Origin of the sequence: Rhizobium sp. CB3060 (assembly GCF_025200735.1) — a bacterium.
Classification (GTDB): Bacteria; Pseudomonadota; Alphaproteobacteria; order Rhizobiales; family Rhizobiaceae; genus Rhizobium.
Genome location: NZ_CP104158.1, coordinates 2,328,424 through 2,346,907, shown reverse-complemented (window position 1 = coordinate 2,346,907; position 18,484 = coordinate 2,328,424). Strand labels below are relative to the sequence as shown.

The following is an 18,484-nucleotide window of genomic DNA, read 5'->3' as shown; positions in this document are numbered from 1 at the left end:
GAATAGTCATGTCATCGTTTCACGGCGCGGCGAACGCTGTATAGGAGGATGGCGAGGCAGCCCAGTAGCAGAAGCAGGCCGCCGATGAGCGGCGGCAATGCGAGAAGCTTGACCGCGACAGCGACCGCGATCACCAGGATCAGGGAAAAGGCCGCTAGGCTGCCGTCGTCGATGAACATGCCGATAAGTTCGGATAGGGCGATGCGGATAATGTTCATTGGACTGCCTTTGCTGTGGATTTGCCGATAGAGCCGCGCAGGCTGCGGATGATGGCGAAGGACGCCAGGGCAACGATTGCGAAGATGGCGATAAGCGCAAGGTCTTCGCCTGGCCAATCCGCGCCGATGCCTTCGCCGGTCCAGAAAATGCCGAAGCTGGTCAGCATCAGCCCGACGATGAATTTGAGCGTGTTTTCCGGCACTGTCGCGAGCGGGCGATGGACCAGCAGACCGATCAGCATCACCAGGATGAACGCAGCCAGAGCGCCGAGGCCGGCAAAGAGCGTCAGGCCATGGGCACCGCCGACGGCGATGACGATGAAGACCACCTCGACGCCTTCCAACAGCACCGCCTTGAACGAAGCAAGGCCGGCGAGATAATCAGCGCGCAGGTCCTCGGATTGTTGCCGGAGCGCCGCTGTTTCCTTGGAGAAGGCTGCTTCCTCATCATGCAGGGCTATTACGCCGAGTGAGCGCAGAATGGCTTTGCGCAGCCAGCGCATGCCGAACAGGATCAGGAGAACGCCGACAACGAATTGCAGTGTGGTAATCGGCACCAGCGCCAACAGCGGCCCGAAGATGAGGACGAGGGCTGCAAGCACCGCAAGCGCGAGAGCGGCACCGGTCAGCGCCGGACGCCAGCTCCGTGTGACGCCGACGGCAAGGACGATAGTGAAAGCTTCCACGACCTCGACGAAAGAGCCAAGGAAGGACGCCGTTATGGTGGAAAGGATCGGTGTGAGACTGTTCATGCAGTGAATCCTGGGCAACGGATAGCTGTCGATTTTGCATGATCTTATCCGAAAGCCGCTCGAATTTTTCGGGTAAGACCATGCCGAAAGTCACATTCATGATCACGTTTCGGTGCTTCACGCGCAGATATGTAACAAAATCCGCGCCAGCGCCGTATATTTTGCGGGACAGGTGATCGTCCCTTCGATGGGAGTTCCAGACATGTTGAACAGACGACTTCTCCTCATCGCCGCTGGCCTCGGGGCGGTTGCGGCCCGACTTGGTTTGGCTTCAGGCCCGGTCGTTGCGGCCGAGAAATTTCCCGTTACCCACACCGACGAAGAATGGCACAAGCTGCTGACGCCGGACCAATATGCCGTGCTGCGCGAGGAGGGGACGGAATATCCTTTTTCCAGCCCGCTGCTGCATGAGGAGCGCAAGGGCAATTTCGCCTGTGCCGGCTGCCAGCAGGATGTTTTCTCTTCAAGCACGAAGTTTGACAGCGGCACCGGCTGGCCGAGCTTTTGGGCGCCGATCGACGGTGCAGTCGGAACGACTGAGGACCATTCCTTCGGCATGGCGCGTACGGCTGTGCATTGCAGCCGCTGCGGCGGCCATCTCGGCCATGTCTTTCCGGACGGGCCAAAGCCGACAGGCTTGCGCTACTGCATGAACGGCGTTGCCATGACATTCCACGAGATTTCGGCCTGATCGCCGAAGGGCGAGCCTTCCGCTGAAAAAGCTGGATCTCAGCTCTCGTTGCTTATCGCCGCTCGCACCGCGGGGATAACTTTCTGGCCATAAAGTTCGATGCAATGCATCAGTTTGCTGTGGCTGAGCATGCCGGCGCTGTATTTCAACTGGAAGCGGCTGATGCCGAGCGTCTTGATGACCGGTGCGAGCTTGGCGGCGACGGTTTCGGGCGAGCCGACATAGAGCGAACCGCTTTCGATCTCGCTATCGAATTCGTTGCGCGTCATCGGCGGCCAGCCGCGCTCGCGGCCGATGCGATCGCGCATCGCCTTGTAGCTCGGCCACAGTTCTTCGCGGGCCAGATCGTCCGTATCGGCAATATAGCCCGGCGAATGGATGCCGATCGGCTGAACCGTACCGCCCAATTGCGCGAACGCCCTGTGATAGAGATCAATATAGGGCTGGAAGCGGTAAGGGCTGCCACCGATGATCGCCAGCATCAGCGGCAGGTTATATTGTGCGGCGCGGACGACCGAAGCCGGGCTGCCGCCAACGCCAATCCATGTCTTTAGGCTACCCTTCTCGATCGTCGGGAAGACGCGCTGATTGCTGAGCGGCGGGCGTGTCGTTCCCTTCCAGTTGACCGGTTCGTTGGAAAGCAGGGCGGCGAAAAGATCGAGCTTTTCCTCGAACAGTTTTTCATATTGCGACAGCTCGAAACCGAAGAGCGGGAAGGATTCGGTGAACGAACCGCGGCCGAGGATCACCTCGGCGCGCCCGCTCGAGGCCGCATCCAGGCTGGAAAAACGCTGGAAGACGCGGATAGGATCGTCTGAGCTCAAAACCGTGACTGCGGAGCCAAGGCGGATACGCGATGTACGGCCGGCAATCGCGGCAAGCACCGTTTCCGGCGAGGAGACGGCGAAATCCTGACGATGATGCTCGCCGATGCCGAAGAAATCGACCCCGAGCTGGTCCGCGAACACGCCTTCCTCGATCACATTACGGATGACCTGTGCGTGGGATTCCAGTGTTCCACCTTCGTCTTGGGTCACGTCGCCGAAGGTATCGAGCCCGAATTCGACAGTGTTTGCCGTCATGATTTTTCCGTCGCCTATAGCAATTCCATTAGGGGGAGGCCTTTACCCCCGTTCCCCCGCGCGAACCATCCGCAAAGTTTCGGCGATTCCGTTCGAAGAATTCGATATGGTCCCGGTGTGGTAATGTGGTGGCGTTGCGTTTGACGCGGCCGCCATCAATAGCGTCCCGGCATTCGATCGTTGGAGGGAAAAGGAGGAGGCGCATGTCAGAGCTGAAGAAAATCAATCTCACGAAAGCCTTTGCGGCGTTCAACGAGCCTTGGATCCCGCGGATCGGCGGCGACATCAACGACTTTCAGATCAAACTCGTCAAACTCGAAGGCGCCTTTCATTGGCATCATCACGAGGAGGAGGACGAGTTGTTCCTCGTTATCAGAGGCACGCTTCGCATGAAGCTGCGCGAGGAGAATGGCGGCGATATCATCCTCGGCCCTGGCGAATACATCATCGTGCCGCACGGCGTCGAACATTGCCCCACGGCGGAGCCGACATGCGAGGTTCTGCTGCTGGAGCGGAACACGACGCTCAATACCGGCAATGTGGAGAATGAGCGCACGGTGCGTCAGCCGGCGCGGCTTTGAACGGTGCGGGAGGACTTGCGATCGCGGCTTAGCGGGACCGCAAGTCGGGTTCGAGGCTGCTCGCCGTCAATTCAATTGCGCCAGCTTGTTCGGCGAACGGCGGCATTCGGCGAAGACATCCAGGCTGCGGTCGTAGACCTTCGTCGCGACATCCATCAGGCCGAGGACGCTGTGGAAGATATTGTCGTGAGAATAGGTGCCGTCAGCGGCGCGTTTTCCGAGGCAGGCCATGTCATAGCCGCCCGTCTTTGCCAGATCGTCGGCCACCCAGACCAGGAACGGCACATGGGTCTGTTCCGAAGGGGCGATGATATAGGGCGTACCGTGCAGGTAGATCCCGTTTTCGCCAAGCGACTCGCCGTGATCGGAGAAATACACGACTGCGCCGGACAGCGAATTTGAGCGCTGCTTCAATTTATCGATCACCGTCGAAACGATATGGTCCGTATAGAGGATCGTATTGTCGTAGGCGTTGGTGATCTCTTCCGGCGTGCAACTGCCGAAATCATTGGCGCGGCAGTCGGGCTGGAAGCGGCGGAACTCTTCGGGATAGCGCTGGTAGTAGGCAGGGCCGTGGCTGCCGAGTTGATGCAGCACGAGGACGCTGTCTCCTTTGACATGGTCCAGCCAGTTATCGACCTTGTCCACCAGGATAGCATCCAGGCATTCGCCATCCTTGCAGAAGCGGGGATCGGCCGATGTCGGCAGATAGGTGTAGGGAACGCGGTCGGTGACGTGATAGCTGCCCGTATCGTTGTCCAGCCAGCTCACGTCGACCTTCGCATGGGTCAGCACGTCAAGAAGATTCTGCGTCTCTAGGCCCTTCAGGTGGGTATATTGCTCCCGCGTATAAACGGAGAACAGACAAGGGATCGAGGTTGCTGTCGCCGTCCCGCAACTGCTGGTCTTGGGGAAGTAGACCACATTCTGTTTCGCCAGTTCCGGATTGGTCATCTTGCCATAGCCGCCGAGTGAAAAGTTTTTGGCACGCGCGGTTTCGCCGGCGACGATGATCGTCACGCGCGGCTTGCCGTTATCTGTCGTGCCAACCCTGTGGGCATCCGTCCCCAGAGGCTGTGCGACAATGCTTGAATCCTTGCGCGAGTTGATGGCGTAGCGCACGGCGCTGGTGATCGGCATTACTGGATTGAGCATATCCACGAGATCGGGGTGCGCACGGCCGACACCTGCGAACGTCTTGTAGAAGCTGGTGCCTACGATCACGAAGACGGTGAGGCAGGAGAGGATGACAGCGGTATTATAGGCAAGCTTCTTGAGAAGGGGGCGATGCGCGATGCGTACCCATGCAATCACCAGAGATGGCAAAACACCCGTCAGCAGCACATGCATCGCAAAGCGCAGCGTGATCAGATGGCCAGCCTCGGCGCCAGTCGATACCGCGGCATTACGGATCATCTCCTTGTCGATGATGACCCCGAATTGATCGTTGAACCAGGAGGACACCGCCGCCACGAGAACGAAGAAAATCAGGATCGGCTTCGTGAGGTATTTGGCGGAGAAAGACGTGAAGAGCGCCATGATGGCCGCGGAGATGCCAATGGCGAAGGCGGCAAAGGCAACAGGCTCCGCAATAAAATAACCATAAGCCTTGGTCCAAAATGCCTGGTTCGTCACAAGAAGGATATAAATCGTGGTTAAAAGGCAAAGTGTAACGCTGCCGATTGCTGGCCGGATGCTTCGTCGGCCAGGCTGGATGTTTTTATCGTCCAATGTTTTTCTCCAAGGCGTTTCCTGCGAAGCGAGTCGGAAACCGCAGACCGCAGCGCATAGGGCGCAACTTTGACTATTTTAAAGCGCGCGACCGTGCCCGCCGTTCCTGACATTTACCTGAACGGCATTCGTTTGTGCACAACTGATTGACGATCGTTGCCGTTTTCCCGCTCTTTTCGGCGCTTGGGCACGCGAATTTCAGGTCGCCGTCAGCAATCCCGATCATAGCTTCATGTCTCGAACAAGGGAGAAGTCGTGCGGATTTTGCTGGTCGAAGACAATGCCATTATCGGCAATGCGGTGCAGGATCATTTGCTTGCAGAGGGCTGGACAGTCGATTGGTCGACGGACCTTAAGTCCGCGATGACGGCGGCCGCCGCCGGAGCTTATAGCGTCGTTCTCCTCGACCTTCGCCTGCCGGACGGAAGCGGCCTGGAACTGCTGAGATATATGGGGACGAAGGTCGATTCGACGCCGGTGATCATCATGTCCGCTTATGATCAGCTCTCGGACCAAATGACTGGAATGAGCATTGGTGCGGTGGACTATCTTATAAAGCCGTTCGGGCTTGGCGAGCTCACCGCTCGCATCCGCAGAGCTACAGCATCTTCAAGCGCCGGAAAATCGGGACATCACCGGTCGAGCGTTCTTCCGAAAGCCGGCTGAACGCGGCAACATTGCGCTCAAGGCCGCTGCGATCTGGGGCCGAAAATCTCGAAAACGGTCAACATGGCTGCGAAGATGACCAGCGACAAAAGCCAACCGAGGACTGCATCGGAGAGATAGTGGGCACCGGTCAGAACACGCATCGTCGGCATTATGATCGACGCGACGGCGAGCGGCACTCCGAGAGGAAGACGCCAGCGCGGCGGCAGCAGCAGGACGAGACAGAGAAGCCATCCGGCCGATGATGACTCTCCGGAAATGAAAGAACAATTCTTCAGGCATTGGCCGGCAAACGAGCCCGCCTCAACGAAATTGAACACTCCACCGAAGAGATCGGTATCGCGGGGGCGCGGCCGGCCGGAGAACGCTTTCAGGATCAGATTGACGATGACGCCGCAGCCGAGGGCAAGTGACAGGAGTGCCGCTACGCACTGGTTGACTTTTGGTGTGCGCCAATGGGGTCCGAGTTTCCTCCAGGACAAGTAAATGACGGCGAGCAGCACGACCACTGCGATATAGGGTAAAACGAGCGTGATGGAGCGCAGATTGACGAAGAGCCGATCCCTGTCATAGCCAAACATGCCGCAGACATCGCCGACCGGGTCTGCCGAAGCGCAAGGCCCATTCGTAAAGACGCTACCGGCGACGGAAAGATCGATCTGGGGAAATCTGTTGAAGAGAAGAAGCAGCAAACACCAAAGTGCGGATAGTGCTAGGAACGAGGCGAGCGGCCTTCCGAACGACGCCGCACGTTTGGGGTAGGCAACATAATCTTCATACATCAGGAAACGCCGTCTTCCGTCATCGCATACAGGAATGGGACGAGGGTCCGTCGGCCTCGAAACGCACTGATGATCTTCGCCCATCATTCCCTACGGCAGAAGCCTGACAGTAGCCTGAAACATCAAATGCTTACGACCCACGGTTTCTCCTTTTGGTGAATGAACAGTAGATTTCCGCGATTGCGGCGATTACCGAGCGCGATCATTTGCGGAGCGAGCGGAGAGGGCCTCGGTTTCGTCGTTGACGATTCCCAGCCTTGCCTCGATGACAGCAATCTCTTCGGGCGTATCCGCGCCTGTCGCTTCGATGTCTATGAAAAGTTGTTCACATCCGCCGGGCGTAACAGTGACGAACATCTGGCCGGTTTCGTCGCTGATGTTGCGCCAGCTATGGCGCACATGTGGGGGCAGCGCGACGACGGTGCCGGGAGCGGCATCGAACCCCTCTTCGCCGCACTGGAAGCGGTATGTGCCACGAATGATGCGAAATACCTCCATCTCGCGCGTATGGGTGTGCGGCGCGGGTCCTTGGCCGGGCGCGGTGAATGTTTCCCACATGCCCATGGCGCCATTTGTATCCGCGGCGGTTGCGTGAATGACGACGGGGGCGCCGAAGGGCGTGCGGGCGATCCGTTCAGCGCCCGGCCGAGAGATAACTGCCTTGCTGAATATCGTCATGTCTGCCTCCAAGGTGAAGGTTACAATAGGATAGCACTGATATTCTCGGACGAAGGCGAGGAGATTAGCACGGGACAGCTCAGGATTGAAGGCGGGCTTGTTTTGTATCCGGCGGAAAATCCTAGCCGAGGCCCGCCTGACCGGCGCTTCTATTGTATTTCTATCCGCAGATTATTCGCCGGTCTGGAAGTAAGCTTCGAGGCGATAACCGTCGGGATCGATGATGAAGGCTGCGTAATAGAATTGGCTGTAGTCAGGCCGGATGCCAGGCTTGCCGTTGTCCTCGCCGCCGTTGGCAAGCGCGGCGGCGTAGAAGGCGTCGACCGCCGCCTGGCTCGGCGCGACGAAGCAGAAATGCAGCCCGGAGCCGCGATCGGCCGGAACCGGCCGCTCCACTTCCATGACCCAAAATTGCGCCCGCTCCGCGCCATATCCGATCGTGCCTTCGAAATTCGACAGCCGCTCGTAGCCGAGCGGTGCCAGTGCCGCGTCGTAGAATTGCCGCGCTCTGTCCAGGCTTTTGACACCAATCGAGATGTGATCGAACATAAAACAGGCTCCTGTTGTCGGCTTTCGCGGCTTCATGCTTGCCAGGGCTGAAGGTATTATCATCCCTTCAAATCCAATGGCTTCGGCGTTGGCTCCAACCATCTTTCAACGACCGTTCGAAGTCAATGAAGAGTGCGGGGAAGAGCGCGGCGCCTGTTTGGGATCTTGAGCCAGAGGCGCCTTCGATGCATTTTTTCAAATCGTCTGTCGATTTTCGAAGGACTGCTTCGTCGTTGTATTGAGCGAGACAATTCAGCGGCACTGGCGCCAGCGGCTCGCCTCGAAAGGAATGGTCAAATGCGTTTCATGTCTATCATCACCTCCGCTCAAATCGGCATGCCGACGCCGGAGCTCATGGAAGCCATCAGCAAGCTCGCCGATCGCGAGACCAAGGCCGGCCGCATGATCGACACCGCCGGGCTTATGCCGATGGAAACCGGGGCTCGCGTCAGCATCAAGGACGGCAAACTCGTCATCGTCGATGGCCCGTTCGTTGAGGCAAAGGAAGTGGTTGGCGGCTATGCGATCTTCGAATTTCAGAACAAGGAGGAAGCGTTGGCGCTGACGGTCGAATTCATGCAGCTCCACATAGATCACATGCCGGGCTGGGAGGGCACGTGCGAGGTTCGTCCGTTCTTCACGCCGGATATGTACCCATGCAGCGCGCACTCGGTCGCGGCCGAGGTCGCGTGAGGCGAGCGGCCGAAAGAGGGAATAGGCGGCCATGACGGCCGCCAACGCCCATCGCACGATCCTCGCCGTCTGGCGGATCGAGCAGCCCCGGCTGATCACCAGCCTGGCAAGGATGTTGCGCGACGTGCCTTTGGCCGAAGACCTGACGCAGGAAGCGCTGTTGGCGGCTCTGGAACGGTGGCCGGAGACGGGTGTTCCGGAAAGACCCGGTGCATGGCTGATGGCGACCGCCAAGCGCCGCGCGCTGGATCATATGCGCCGCCGCGAGATGCTTGGGCGCAAGCACGACATGATCGCCCGGGATATGGACGAGGAGCAGCAGGCCATGCCCGATTTAGACGCTGCCCTCGACGACGACATAGGCGACGAACTGCTCCGTCTCGTTTTCACCGCCTGCCATCCATTGATATCGCGGGAGGCCCGGGTCGCCTTGGCGTTGCGGATGATCTGCGGCTTGACGACAGAGGAGATCGCGCGGGCTTTTCTGTTGCCGGAGGCGACGATCGCACAGCGTATCGTCCGCGCCAAACGAACCCTTTCGGAATCAGGTCTCGCCTATGAGACGCCCCGCGGCGAGGAGCTCGCGCAGCGGCTCGCCTCCGTGCTGGAGGTCGTCTATCTCATTTTTAACGAAGGCTATACGGCGGCGCGCGGCGAGGACTGGCTGCGGCCTCAGCTCTGCAACGAAGCACTGCGCATGGGCCGCGTGCTCACCTCGGTCTCTCCAAACGAACCCGAGGCACATGGGCTGCTGGCGCTGATGGAGCTGAACGCCTCGCGCGCTGCGGCGCGCACCGACGCAGCGGGCGAGCCGATCCTTCTGCTGGAACAGAACCGTGCCCTTTGGGATCAGCTCCAGATCCGGCGAGGGCTGCGAGCACTTGCGCGGGCACGGGATCTCGGCGGTGCAAGCGGTGCTTACGCTCTGCAGGCGGCCATTGTCGCCTGCCACGCGGAGGCCAGGACAGCCGAGGCGACCGATTGGGCGCGCATAGCCGGGCTCTATGCGAAACTGGCGGCGGTTGTGCCTTCGCCGATCATCGAACTCAATCGCGCCGTCGCGGTTGGCATGGCGGAAGGGCCGGAGGCTGGGCTGGCGATCGTGGATCAGCTTGCAGACGAGCCGGCGCTCAGGGGATATCACCTGTTACCGAGCGTTCGCGGCGATCTGCTGCAGAAGCTTGCTCGCCATGAGGAGGCGAAAGCCGCTTTTGAAGCGGCGGCAGCCCTGGCCGGAAACCAGCGGGAACGCGACCTGCTGATGCGGCGTGCCGCCGAGGCGGCGGCACTGTCGTCATCATAATATTTGCCGGGGCAATGGCCATTTCCTTCGACAATCAGCTTCGGGATAGTCGACGCTGGCTGATTGCAAATACCCGCACTCAAGACGGTGCGGGTATTTGCGACACCAACTATTCCGCCGCCTGATAGACATTCGAACGCGACGTCGATGTCCTCGGGCCGACCGCCGCCAGCAATGTCACCGTAGCGGCCAATATCGCGACGAAGGCGGTGCCGGCGATATAGGGATTCCAGCCGAAGCTTGGTGCCGCGCCGAAGGTGGCGGATGCGGCTGCCAATACGATGCCGCCGCCGATCTGGAAGGAGGCGAACAGCAGCCCGGAGGCCAGGCCCGACTTATCGTCTTCGACATCGGAGAGGGCGGCCACCTGCACCGACGGATAGGTCATGGCATAGCCGACGCCGAGCAATAGCTGAGAGACGGCGACGAGCAGGATCGGATTGATGTTTCCGACCGAGAGGACCCAGAAGACATAGCTGATGGCTTGCAGCCCGACGCCAAGCGTCATCAGGCCGGTCGTGCCGCGATTTTGCCCGATCGCCGCAAATCGTGGTGCTAGGAACATGACACAGACGCCGCCGAAGGCGAAGGAAAAGCCAGTAGCGAAGGCCGACCAGCCGACGACGTCCTGGTAGTAGAGCGTCGCGATGAACTGGAAGCCGACATAGGAGCCCTGGAAAAGAGCGGCAATGGCGTTGGCATGGCTGAGCTTTGCCCGCCGGAAGATGGCAAGCGGCACCATCGGATCCCTATGCCGGGCCTCGACCAGCAGGAAGAGCAGGATGAGGACCACCGCCGCGACCAATGCTCCCCAGGTCGGAAATGCCTGCCAGCCCGCGGCTGCGGCGTTGGTAATGCCGAAGACGAAGAGCAGCAATCCGGGCGTGATCGTCAGCGCACCGGCCCAGTCGAAGTGCGGCCGCGGCCCAGTGCGCCGATGATCGGTAGGCAGGACGAAGGGCGCAAGCATCAGTGCGAGGATGGCAACGGGCGCGCCCATGACCAGCGTCGCCCGCCAGCTAATGATGGTTGCGGCGCCGCCCAGCACCATGCCGAGCACAAATCCGGCAGCGCCGGTGGAGGAGAATACGCCGAGCGCCTTGGCGCGGGCGCTTCCTTCCCCAAATACGGACAGCAGCAGAGCGAGTGCCGCCGGCGCGGTGAAGGCTGCGGCTATGCCCTTGACCAGACGTGCGGCGATCAAGGTCGGCGCGCTGTCGACGAAACCGCCGGCGATGCTGGCGGCGGCGAAGACGCCGAGCGACCAGAGGAAGACGCGGCGATGGCCGAAAAGATCGGCAACGCGGCCGCCGAGCAGCAGAAAGCCGCCATAGCCGAGCACATAGGCACTGACGGCCCATTGCAGCGATGTCGCCGGAATGCCGAGCTCTGTCTGGATTGCGGGCAGGGCTACGCCGATGGTGGAGACATCCATGGCGTCCAGGAAGTTGGCGGCGCAAAGCAGCAGCAATGCCAGCCCGGCTCCGCTTCGTGGTTTGGAATAAATCATCGGGATCGTTCCTTCGTATGCTGCCGCCTCTCGGGAGGTTGGCGGGCGGCAGGGAACGAGAAAATGTACAGCTTCCAACCCTATTGCAAATTGATAGTAACCATGTCAGGTATTACTGGTGATGATGAATGACGCCACGCTTCGAAAGATCGACCTCAATCTGCTGCTCGCCTTTTCCGTGCTCATGCAGGAACGGAATGTGAGCCGTGCCGCCGAGCGCCTGCTGCTTGGCCAGCCCGGCCTGTCCGCTGCTCTGCGCCGGCTGCGCGAGACGCTCGATGACGAATTGTTCGTGCGCGTCGGACGCGGCTTGCAGCCGACGCCTCGCGCTCTTTCCATTGCTCCGGCCATCGAGGATGCGCTTTCGGGCATCGAGCGCGCCATCCGCCCTCCGGCGGCCTTCGATCCCGGAAGCTGGGAGGGTGAGTTCCGCGTCGGGCTATGCGACAATTTGGAATCGGCTTTCTTCGGGCCACTGGCGGCGCGGTTGCGGAAGCTGGCGCCCGGCGTTCGATTGGTCAGCGTGGCGTTCGACAGGCGCGATGCCGCGCGTCTGCTGGACGAGGGAGCCTATGAGTTCAGCATCTCCGTGCATGACGAACCCGCCTCCTGGCATATTCGCGCGCCTTTGTTCGAACAGGCCTCGTTGTGCATCTACGATGCCCGGCATTTGAAATGCACGATGCCGCTGAGCCTGAAGCAGTTCGCGAATGCGCCGCATGTGACGGTGTCACTCGAGGGCGCCATATCGACCAATGTCGATGTCGCTCTTGCACGCCTCGGCCATCGCCGCCAGGTGGTGGCGACAGTGCCGCGTTTTTCCGCTTTGCCGCCGACATTGCGCGCCATTCCGGCCATTGCGACCGTTCCGGAGTCCATTGCCCGCTGCATGGCGCAGCTTCACGATCTGACGATTTCAGCGCCGCCGTTCGAATTGCCGGCGGACCCGGTGACGATGCTCTATCGCCGCGTCGATCAGGCCGACAGCCGGTCGGTCTGGCTGCGTCGCTTGTTCGTGGAAGTCGTGGCGGAAGCGCTGAAGGCGAGTGGCTGCAGCATGGGCGTTTCCACGGCTGCCTGCTGCTTCGACAAGGTTCCTTTGGACGAGGCAGTGTGAATTTCGAGAGAGTGGTCCAATGCCATTACCTTTGGTTCGACGCACGAAGCGCTTGCTGTTGCGCATGCCGGTTGAGGCCGACCTCGACTTCGTGACGGCCCTCTTTGCCCGGCCGGAACTCGTCGCGCACCGGCCCGATCCGAGGCCGGATACGCCGGACGCAAGTGCGCGACGGCTCTCTCGTGACATGGATCACTGGCCTCACCACGGGTTCGGTCGCTGGGCTGTCGAGGCGGACGGCAGGCTGATCGGCTTCGGCGGCGTGACCGTGTCGAAGGAATTCGATGGCCTCAATCTGTCCTATCATCTGCATCCGGATAGCTGGGGACACGGCTATGCGACCGAGCTGGTGAGGGAGGCTTTAGCGTTTTCATTCAATGACTTGCATGCCGAGAGAGTCATCGGCCTGGTCCGCTCGGTCAATGTCGCTTCCAGACATGTTCTGGAAAAATGCGGCTTCGCCTTCGAGCGTGAAGTCATGCTGCACAATGCGCCGACCAATCTCTTCGTGCTCACCGCCTACGGCCAAAAAGTATGACCGCCAAATGGCTGTTATCCTGCCCATATGGGCGTAGACGAATTGCAGGCTCTTCTTTTTGTCCGTCCCATTCCACAATGGGGTTCGACAATCCGCGCCATGCGCGAGAGTGCAAGGGGGAGACCGCGATGACGGAAACTCGTCTGACAGGGGAAGACGCGTCCAACGCGAGCATGAGTCAAAACGTGCTCTCCGGTTCCGGTGCAGGACATCTGGCGCTGGTTCCCACATGGATGCCGTTGGATCTTGCATCGAACCAGAACGTCAATTCCGCAGGAAGCGGCGGCGACGGAATCGCGACCGGCATTATCAGCAGCAATCCCCTCGCTATCTTCACCCCATCCAACATGGCGATAGCCGGCCCTCATTCGACAGCGGACGCCTTTCAGGGCAATGGTGCGCTTATCAATCAACACTCCACCGAAATGGCCGGCCTTGGCGGCGATGGCGGCAGCGGCAATATCGCGCTCGGCGGTATCGGCAGCACCTCCGTCAACCATGCCGGAACCGGCGGCAACGGCCTGTTTTTCGGCGGTATCGTGAGCTCTGATGTTGCCGTCTTCGCGCCGGTGAATACCGCCGTTGCTGGCGGTGAGGGATCCGTGGCGCATTCGGAACAGACGAACAACGCAGCGTTTCTGCAAGGCGCAACCCAGATCGGCGGCGTCGGCGGCTCGGGCGGCGACCATAATCTGGCCGCTGGTGGCGGAGGGACGGAGAGTGCCGCCTCAAGTGCCGCAAACACCCTCATTTTCAATGGTGACAACTATGCTGGCCATGGTGGCGACGGCCACTTCATCGGCAGCATGATCGATGTGAACGTCGCCATCTTTTCGCCAATCAACATCGCGGTCGGCGCTGCTGGCGGCTCGGCGGAAGCTCATCAGACGAACGATGTGATTTTTGACCAGGGCGGTATCCAGATGGCGGGTATCGGCGGCAACGGCGGCGGTTTCAACCTGTCGTCGGACACGATCTTCACCGGAAACAGTATGGGCGGCGGTGGCGGAGCGGGTTCTGCGAACGGAAGTTTCGTCGATGTCAGCATCGGGTACTTCCATCCCATCAACATTGCCGTTCCCGCCGGCGGCACGGCCGACGCCCAGCAGATCGACCATATCCTCACCGATCAGCATACGCTGCAACTGGCGGGCATTGGCGGTCATGGCGGTGAGGGTAACCTGACGGATGCCCATTCGGCTCTCGTCGATGACATCCTCAATTTCATGCATAGCTAGGTCGGCTGAGCCGTTCAGAGACTGCTTTATCTTTTGTTTTTTCGCAGTTGCGGATGGAAAAGCCGCTCAGCATTTTTGTCGAAATTGCGTCAGAAGCGCGTGTTCGCTGGAACACGCGCAGATCATTTCAGTTCCGCGTTCCAACTCTCAACGGAAGTGTTCGTGGAGAGCATCGCCCCCTTTTGCGAGCCCCGTGCCTGCTGTTATTTCGGCATAACCATTTGGGATACATCCTCTTTCCCGGCCATACCCCACCCAAAGGGACATCTCCGAATATCCGGCTGGTTCACCGGTTGAATTGCGAGCACTGTCTGCAAGCGGTTTTCTTGCCTGGTAATGACGTACCGGCATCGGGCCGTGGGAGACTTTCGGACCGAATAGGAGAGGAGTTAAACTATGCCTATTCCACAGATAACTGATACGATCAATCTCACCGATCCCACTGCAGGCAACGCCAATGCCGGCAATGGCGGCGACGGATACGGCAACGGGAATATTCACTACGATCCCACTGCCTATGTCAATAACTACCAGGACGTCTACGGGGCCTCAACTGATCTCCATAATGGCGATCACGTTCACCAGATGGCTGACTGGGATGCCGGCGGCGGCGGAGCTGGCGGATTGGCCCAAGCTTATAACGCCGCGCTTTCCGCACTCACCGCAACCGGTGGAGCTGGCGGGAGCGCCACTTCGAACGGTAGCCAAGGCTCTGTGAGCGGCGGCGACGTAGCAGCGGTTTCTGCAGCCACGACAGCCACGCAAGACACTACATCGTTGATCGACCAGCATGCCACCATCATATCCGGCATGGGTGGCAATGGCGGTAACGGCAACACGGCACTAGGCGGTAGTGTATCGACTGCGTTGGTTCATACGGACACCATCAGCACGGCCGTATCGAATGCCTTCGATCATTTCGACAATTCTTTTGGCGGCAGCATCGACGTGCACCACCTCGGTACGTGATCGATTATGCCAACCGGCCCGTGAATTCGGGTCCTGAGGATCGCAGGTTCCGGCCAGCGATCCTCGTATTTATGACAGTTCGACCAAGCATTCGCCTTGTCATAATCCGGAGCTGCGAGATCTGATGACGCCAACAAATCTTGCACAAGCCCAGCGCCAGCAGACACAACTGGTCATAGCCCTTCGGGCCTGCGCCGGAGCCTTCGGCTTGGTTTTTCTTTATAGCTGCGGCTACAATCTCTTTCTTCTCGCCCCTTCCATCTATCTCTTGCAGATATACGATCGGGTGATGTCGAGCCGCAGCATCGATACGCTGATAATGCTGACGCTCATCATCTCGGTTGCGGTAGTGGTCGGCTCCACTCTTGATATTGTGCGCAGAGCAGCACTTTCGCGCATCGGCAGTTGGCTGGACCATCGATTGCGTCCGGATGTCCTGAACGCTTCATTCGAATATGCGTCCCGTGCAGATAGCAGCGTTGCGGCCGATTGTTACCGCGACCTTGCCTCGCTGCGCCAGTTCCTCGATTCGCCGGCAAGTGCGCTTCTCTTCGATATTCCCTGGGCGCCGATTTTCCTGCTGCTGCTCTTTCTCGTTCATCCCCTGCTGGGTGCGATCGGTCTTCTAAGTGCAGTCGCTCTCCTGTCGCTTGCCCTCCTGACGGAACTGGCGACACAGCAGCCGATCGCGCAGGCCAATCTCGCGCTGTCCCGAAGCTATGGGCGGCTTGCGACCGCTCTCCGATATATTCAGGTGATCCGCGCCATGGGGATGCAGGACGGTGCGGCGCAAATCGTCTATCGCGATGCCGAGGCGGCCAGAAAAGCGCAAGACACCGCCATGCACCGCACTGAGATCATTCTGGGATTCTCGAAGTCCATCAGGACATTAACGCAGATTCTGGTCATGGGGGCAGCCACATGGCTGGTGCTCGAGGATAACAGCAGCCCCGGCATCATCTTTGTCGCAAGCCTGTTGCTCGGCCGCGGTCTTGCGCCGGTCGAGGGCGCGATCGGCGCGTGGCGCTCGTTCGCGTTTGCACGTAACTCCTTCAATCGTCTCAACAAGATGCTGATCGTGGTTTCTTCGCAGGATGATCTCCGCACGATACCTGTCCCCGATCCCAGCGGTCTCATCCTCGACAATGTCGGCTACGCCCTGCCGTTTGCCGCCCGACCCATATTGAAAGGCGTCACGCTGCACCTGATGCCAGGTGACTGTGTTGCGCTCATCGGCCCGTCCGGGTCCGGGAAGTCGACACTCGGCCGGATCATGGCCGGCGTCCTGCATCCGACAAGCGGATGCACGCTCCTGGGCGGCGTCGACATTTCTGCGCTGCGCCTCTGCGCCAACACGCGTCATGTCGGCTATCTGCCGCAGGATATCGAACTTTTCGGTGGAGCCATCAAGGATGTCATCGGACGCCTGGATGGCGCAGATCCCACCAGGGCCATCGAAGCGGCAAAGCTGGTCGGGCTGCATGAGACCATCATGCGGCTGCCGCAGGGCTACGAGACCGACATAGGCGAAGGGGGAAACCTGTTGCTGCGCGCTCAGCGGCAGCAGCTCGGATTGGCGCGCGCCGCCTACGGCAATCCCTCGCTGGTAGTGCTCGACGATCCGAATTCCAGTCTGGACTATGAAGGCGAACGCATCCTCTTCAACGCGATCGAACGCATGAGATCCAGGCGAATGATCGTGGTCATCATTACCCACCGAATGGGAGTTCTTCCCGTCACCAACAAGATCGCGATCATGCGCAATGGCATGGTCAATGCGTTTGGAGAAAGCGAGCATATCTACGACACCTATCTTCGCCCGCCATCGCCGACGCAGACACTGGAAGGAAAGGCCGCGTCATGACCACCATCCTTCCTTCCAGCGCCCCAGCTAAATTCATAAACGCGTCAAACCCAAGCAGCCGGTCTGCCCAGAGATTGGAAGCCGCCAAGAAGTTCCTGAGCTATGCCCCGGTCCTCGATGCGGATTTCATGAGGCTGGCGCCGCCGTCACCGATGCCGGTACTGCGGTCGGTGAAGCGGACTGGCAACCTGCTGATCTGCATCTTCATCCTGGGGTTCGGGATATGGTCGCTTCTCGCTCCGCTGAAGAGCGCAGCGGTCGCGTCCGGTGTCGTGGAGCCGGAGTTCAGCCGCAAGACCATCCAACATCTGGAGGGCGGAATCATCAGGCAGATTCTCGTCAAGAACGGCGATGCCGTCACCTCGGGGCAGGTGCTCATCCAACTCGACGATACGAAGTCGCGGTCGGAGCGCGACAGTGTTCAGGGGCAACTCTGGGACGCCGAGGGCATGCATGCGCGCCTGGTTGCCGAAGAGAGCGGTACCGACCAGATCACCTTTCCACCGGACCTTGTCGCGTTGATGAACGACACTCCGTCGGTCAGAGCCATCATGGTTGGGCAGCAAAGGATATTCGAGACGCGCCGCCAGGTGATGCTGTCCGAGATAGGGATCACGCAGGAGAAGATGAGGCAGGTCCAGCAGGAGATCATCGGGCTCGGCGCGCAGAAGGCATCGCTCGCCGACAGGGCCGAAATCTCGCGGCAGGAGATGGAGTCGGCTACCAGCCTCGTTTCCAAAGGAGCTGAGAGAAAGAGCAGGATTTTCAACCTCGGACGCGAGAAGGCGGATATCGACGGTCAAACCGGCGAGGTGGACGCCCAGATATCGCGCGCCTATCAGGTGATCAGCGAGGCACAGGCCAATTTGGTGAAACTGCAGAGCGATCGGCTGAATGAAGTCGCCCAGGGTCTGCGAGATAGCGAAAGCCAGATCCTGCAGTTGAGCGAACGTTTGCGGGCGATCGACGATCAGCTTGCCAGAACCGAAGTCCGGGCGCCTGAGGACGGGGTAGTCATGGACCTGCGTTTCCATACGGCAGGCGGCGTGGTCGGCGCGGGCGAACCGCTCGTCGATCTGGTGCCGCGCGAAGCCCATCTCGTGATATCGGCACATGTACGGCCGGAGGATATTAATTTGGTGCATCCGGGGTTGGAAGCACAAGTTCATCTTCTACCTTATAATCAGAGGCGTGTTCCGCTGCTGAAAGGTATAGTGGATTATGTCTCGGCAGATCGCCTTGTCGATAAGCAGACCGGTCAGGCCTACTATGCGGCGACGATCCGCGTAACAGACGAACGATTGGCGAAGATGCACGATGTCGCGATGGTTCCGGGCATGCCCGCCCAGACATTGATTGAAACGGGCAAGAGCAGTGTCGCGTTTTATGCAATCAGACCGCTTCTGGATAGCTTCAACAGAGCGTTTCGTGAGGACTGAAGCGAAACCCGGAGCAGGGCTCGGAAATGCGACGCGAATATGGATTGGTACTCCCACCATTCCTTCCTGGCGCCTCTGAATTT

19 protein-coding genes are annotated in these 18,484 nt (G+C 59.8%); 11 read left to right on the top strand and 8 right to left on the bottom strand.

What is annotated here, in order from left to right; translation table 11 throughout:
* Positions 1–11: 11 nt before the first annotated feature.
* Together N2601_RS11405 and N2601_RS11400 are read right to left on the bottom strand one after the other, a co-directional pair.
* Positions 12–218 carry a hypothetical protein gene (locus tag N2601_RS11405; RefSeq protein WP_104823941.1) on the bottom strand — a complete coding sequence of 69 codons (207 nt, stop codon included), beginning with the start codon at positions 216–218 and terminating at the stop codon, positions 12–14.
* Positions 215–970 carry a COG4280 domain-containing protein gene (locus N2601_RS11400; protein ID WP_104823940.1) on the bottom strand — a complete coding sequence of 252 codons (756 nt, stop codon included), beginning with the start codon at positions 968–970 and terminating at the stop codon, positions 215–217. Before N2601_RS11400 ends, N2601_RS11405 begins: the two co-directional genes overlap by 4 nt.
* A gap of 202 nt (positions 971–1,172) precedes the next feature.
* Here N2601_RS11400 and msrB point away from each other — a divergent pair, with 202 nt between their 5' ends.
* Positions 1,173–1,661, top strand: a complete 489-nt coding sequence (gene msrB, locus N2601_RS11395) for a peptide-methionine (R)-S-oxide reductase MsrB (RefSeq protein WP_104823939.1) — start codon at positions 1,173–1,175, stop codon at positions 1,659–1,661.
* Between the two features lie 38 nt (positions 1,662–1,699).
* Here msrB and N2601_RS11390 read toward each other — a convergent pair whose 3' ends face one another.
* The gene (locus N2601_RS11390) at positions 1,700–2,743 is read right to left on the bottom strand and encodes an LLM class flavin-dependent oxidoreductase (RefSeq protein WP_104823938.1); all 1,044 of its coding nucleotides are present in this window, start codon (positions 2,741–2,743) and stop codon (positions 1,700–1,702) included.
* Between the two features lie 203 nt (positions 2,744–2,946).
* Between N2601_RS11390 and N2601_RS11385 the strand changes: the two genes are divergently transcribed.
* Positions 2,947–3,324 (top strand): cupin domain-containing protein, encoded by a 378-nt coding sequence (locus N2601_RS11385; protein WP_104823937.1) that lies wholly within the window; start codon positions 2,947–2,949, stop codon positions 3,322–3,324.
* A gap of 66 nt (positions 3,325–3,390) precedes the next feature.
* Here the strand turns inward: N2601_RS11385 and N2601_RS11380 are convergent, their stop codons facing one another.
* Positions 3,391–5,055 (bottom strand): phosphoethanolamine transferase, encoded by a 1,665-nt coding sequence (locus N2601_RS11380; RefSeq protein ID WP_104823936.1) that lies wholly within the window; start codon positions 5,053–5,055, stop codon positions 3,391–3,393.
* A 255-nt stretch (positions 5,056–5,310) separates the two neighbouring features.
* On the opposite strand from N2601_RS11380, the gene N2601_RS11375 reads away from it, so the two are divergent.
* On the top strand, positions 5,311–5,721 hold the full coding sequence (locus tag N2601_RS11375) for a response regulator (RefSeq protein ID WP_104823935.1): 411 nt from the start codon (positions 5,311–5,313) through the stop codon (positions 5,719–5,721).
* Positions 5,722–5,738: 17 nt separating this feature from the next.
* Here the strand turns inward: N2601_RS11375 and N2601_RS11370 are convergent, their stop codons facing one another.
* From N2601_RS11370 to N2601_RS11360, 3 genes are all read right to left on the bottom strand, one after another.
* Complete coding sequence (locus N2601_RS11370) at positions 5,739–6,503, bottom strand: phosphatase PAP2 family protein (RefSeq protein ID WP_104823934.1); 765 nt, start codon at positions 6,501–6,503, stop codon at positions 5,739–5,741.
* Between the two features lie 189 nt (positions 6,504–6,692).
* On the bottom strand, positions 6,693–7,181 hold the full coding sequence (locus N2601_RS11365; protein WP_104823933.1) for a cupin domain-containing protein: 489 nt from the start codon (positions 7,179–7,181) through the stop codon (positions 6,693–6,695).
* A 171-nt stretch (positions 7,182–7,352) separates the two neighbouring features.
* On the bottom strand, positions 7,353–7,730 hold the full coding sequence (locus N2601_RS11360; protein WP_104823932.1) for a VOC family protein: 378 nt from the start codon (positions 7,728–7,730) through the stop codon (positions 7,353–7,355).
* A gap of 297 nt (positions 7,731–8,027) precedes the next feature.
* Here N2601_RS11360 and N2601_RS11355 point away from each other — a divergent pair, with 297 nt between their 5' ends.
* Positions 8,028–8,423 (top strand): YciI family protein, encoded by a 396-nt coding sequence (locus tag N2601_RS11355; RefSeq protein WP_104823931.1) that lies wholly within the window; start codon positions 8,028–8,030, stop codon positions 8,421–8,423.
* Positions 8,424–8,454: 31 nt separating this feature from the next.
* Positions 8,455–9,726: an RNA polymerase sigma factor gene (locus N2601_RS11350; protein WP_104823930.1), complete on the top strand. Its 1,272-nt coding sequence runs from the start codon at positions 8,455–8,457 to the stop codon at positions 9,724–9,726.
* A 109-nt stretch (positions 9,727–9,835) separates the two neighbouring features.
* On the opposite strand, the gene N2601_RS11345 is transcribed toward N2601_RS11350, so the two are convergent.
* A complete protein-coding gene (locus N2601_RS11345; RefSeq protein ID WP_104823929.1) occupies positions 9,836–11,236 on the bottom strand; it encodes an MFS transporter in 1,401 nt (466 codons plus the stop codon).
* Between the two features lie 121 nt (positions 11,237–11,357).
* Here N2601_RS11345 and N2601_RS11340 point away from each other — a divergent pair, with 121 nt between their 5' ends.
* The 6 genes from N2601_RS11340 (at position 11,358) to N2601_RS11315 (ending at position 18,401) form a co-directional block, all read left to right on the top strand.
* Positions 11,358–12,353, top strand: coding sequence for a LysR family transcriptional regulator (locus N2601_RS11340; protein ID WP_104823928.1), 996 nt, complete (start codon positions 11,358–11,360; stop codon positions 12,351–12,353).
* Between the two features lie 19 nt (positions 12,354–12,372).
* Positions 12,373–12,891 carry a GNAT family N-acetyltransferase gene (locus N2601_RS11335; protein ID WP_104823927.1) on the top strand — a complete coding sequence of 173 codons (519 nt, stop codon included), beginning with the start codon at positions 12,373–12,375 and terminating at the stop codon, positions 12,889–12,891.
* Between the two features lie 128 nt (positions 12,892–13,019).
* A complete protein-coding gene (locus N2601_RS11330; protein ID WP_104823926.1) occupies positions 13,020–14,129 on the top strand; it encodes a hypothetical protein in 1,110 nt (369 codons plus the stop codon).
* Positions 14,130–14,525: 396 nt separating this feature from the next.
* On the top strand, positions 14,526–15,098 hold the full coding sequence (locus N2601_RS11325; RefSeq protein WP_104823925.1) for a PE-PGRS family protein: 573 nt from the start codon (positions 14,526–14,528) through the stop codon (positions 15,096–15,098).
* Between the two features lie 124 nt (positions 15,099–15,222).
* Positions 15,223–16,962 (top strand): type I secretion system permease/ATPase, encoded by a 1,740-nt coding sequence (locus N2601_RS11320; protein ID WP_104823924.1) that lies wholly within the window; start codon positions 15,223–15,225, stop codon positions 16,960–16,962.
* Positions 16,959–18,401, top strand: a complete 1,443-nt coding sequence (locus N2601_RS11315; RefSeq protein ID WP_104823923.1) for an HlyD family type I secretion periplasmic adaptor subunit — start codon at positions 16,959–16,961, stop codon at positions 18,399–18,401. The genes N2601_RS11320 and N2601_RS11315 overlap by 4 nt, the downstream gene beginning before the upstream one ends.
* The last annotated feature ends 83 nt before the right edge of the window (positions 18,402–18,484 follow it).

Bases quoted from the DNA above. Each gene is read 5' to 3' on its own strand.
- N2601_RS11385 (WP_104823937.1), top strand. From the start codon at position 2,947: ATGTCAGAGCTGAAGAAAATCAATCTCACGAAAGCCTTTGCGGCGTTC.
- N2601_RS11390 (WP_104823938.1), bottom strand. From the start codon at position 2,743: ATGACGGCAAACACTGTCGAATTCGGGCTCGATACCTTCGGCGACGTG.
- N2601_RS11350 (WP_104823930.1), top strand. From the start codon at position 8,455: ATGACGGCCGCCAACGCCCATCGCACGATCCTCGCCGTCTGGCGGATC.
- N2601_RS11335 (WP_104823927.1), top strand. From the start codon at position 12,373: ATGCCATTACCTTTGGTTCGACGCACGAAGCGCTTGCTGTTGCGCATG.
- N2601_RS11315 (WP_104823923.1), top strand. From the start codon at position 16,959: ATGACCACCATCCTTCCTTCCAGCGCCCCAGCTAAATTCATAAACGCG.
- N2601_RS11370 (WP_104823934.1), bottom strand. From the start codon at position 6,503: ATGTATGAAGATTATGTTGCCTACCCCAAACGTGCGGCGTCGTTCGGA.
- msrB (WP_104823939.1), top strand. From the start codon at position 1,173: ATGTTGAACAGACGACTTCTCCTCATCGCCGCTGGCCTCGGGGCGGTT.
- N2601_RS11355 (WP_104823931.1), top strand. From the start codon at position 8,028: ATGCGTTTCATGTCTATCATCACCTCCGCTCAAATCGGCATGCCGACG.
- N2601_RS11365 (WP_104823933.1), bottom strand. From the start codon at position 7,181: ATGACGATATTCAGCAAGGCAGTTATCTCTCGGCCGGGCGCTGAACGG.
- N2601_RS11345 (WP_104823929.1), bottom strand. From the start codon at position 11,236: ATGATTTATTCCAAACCACGAAGCGGAGCCGGGCTGGCATTGCTGCTG.
- N2601_RS11360 (WP_104823932.1), bottom strand. From the start codon at position 7,730: ATGTTCGATCACATCTCGATTGGTGTCAAAAGCCTGGACAGAGCGCGG.
- N2601_RS11340 (WP_104823928.1), top strand. From the start codon at position 11,358: ATGATGAATGACGCCACGCTTCGAAAGATCGACCTCAATCTGCTGCTC.
- N2601_RS11400 (WP_104823940.1), bottom strand. From the start codon at position 970: ATGAACAGTCTCACACCGATCCTTTCCACCATAACGGCGTCCTTCCTT.
- N2601_RS11320 (WP_104823924.1), top strand. From the start codon at position 15,223: ATGACGCCAACAAATCTTGCACAAGCCCAGCGCCAGCAGACACAACTG.
- N2601_RS11405 (WP_104823941.1), bottom strand. From the start codon at position 218: ATGAACATTATCCGCATCGCCCTATCCGAACTTATCGGCATGTTCATC.
- N2601_RS11330 (WP_104823926.1), top strand. From the start codon at position 13,020: ATGACGGAAACTCGTCTGACAGGGGAAGACGCGTCCAACGCGAGCATG.
- N2601_RS11325 (WP_104823925.1), top strand. From the start codon at position 14,526: ATGCCTATTCCACAGATAACTGATACGATCAATCTCACCGATCCCACT.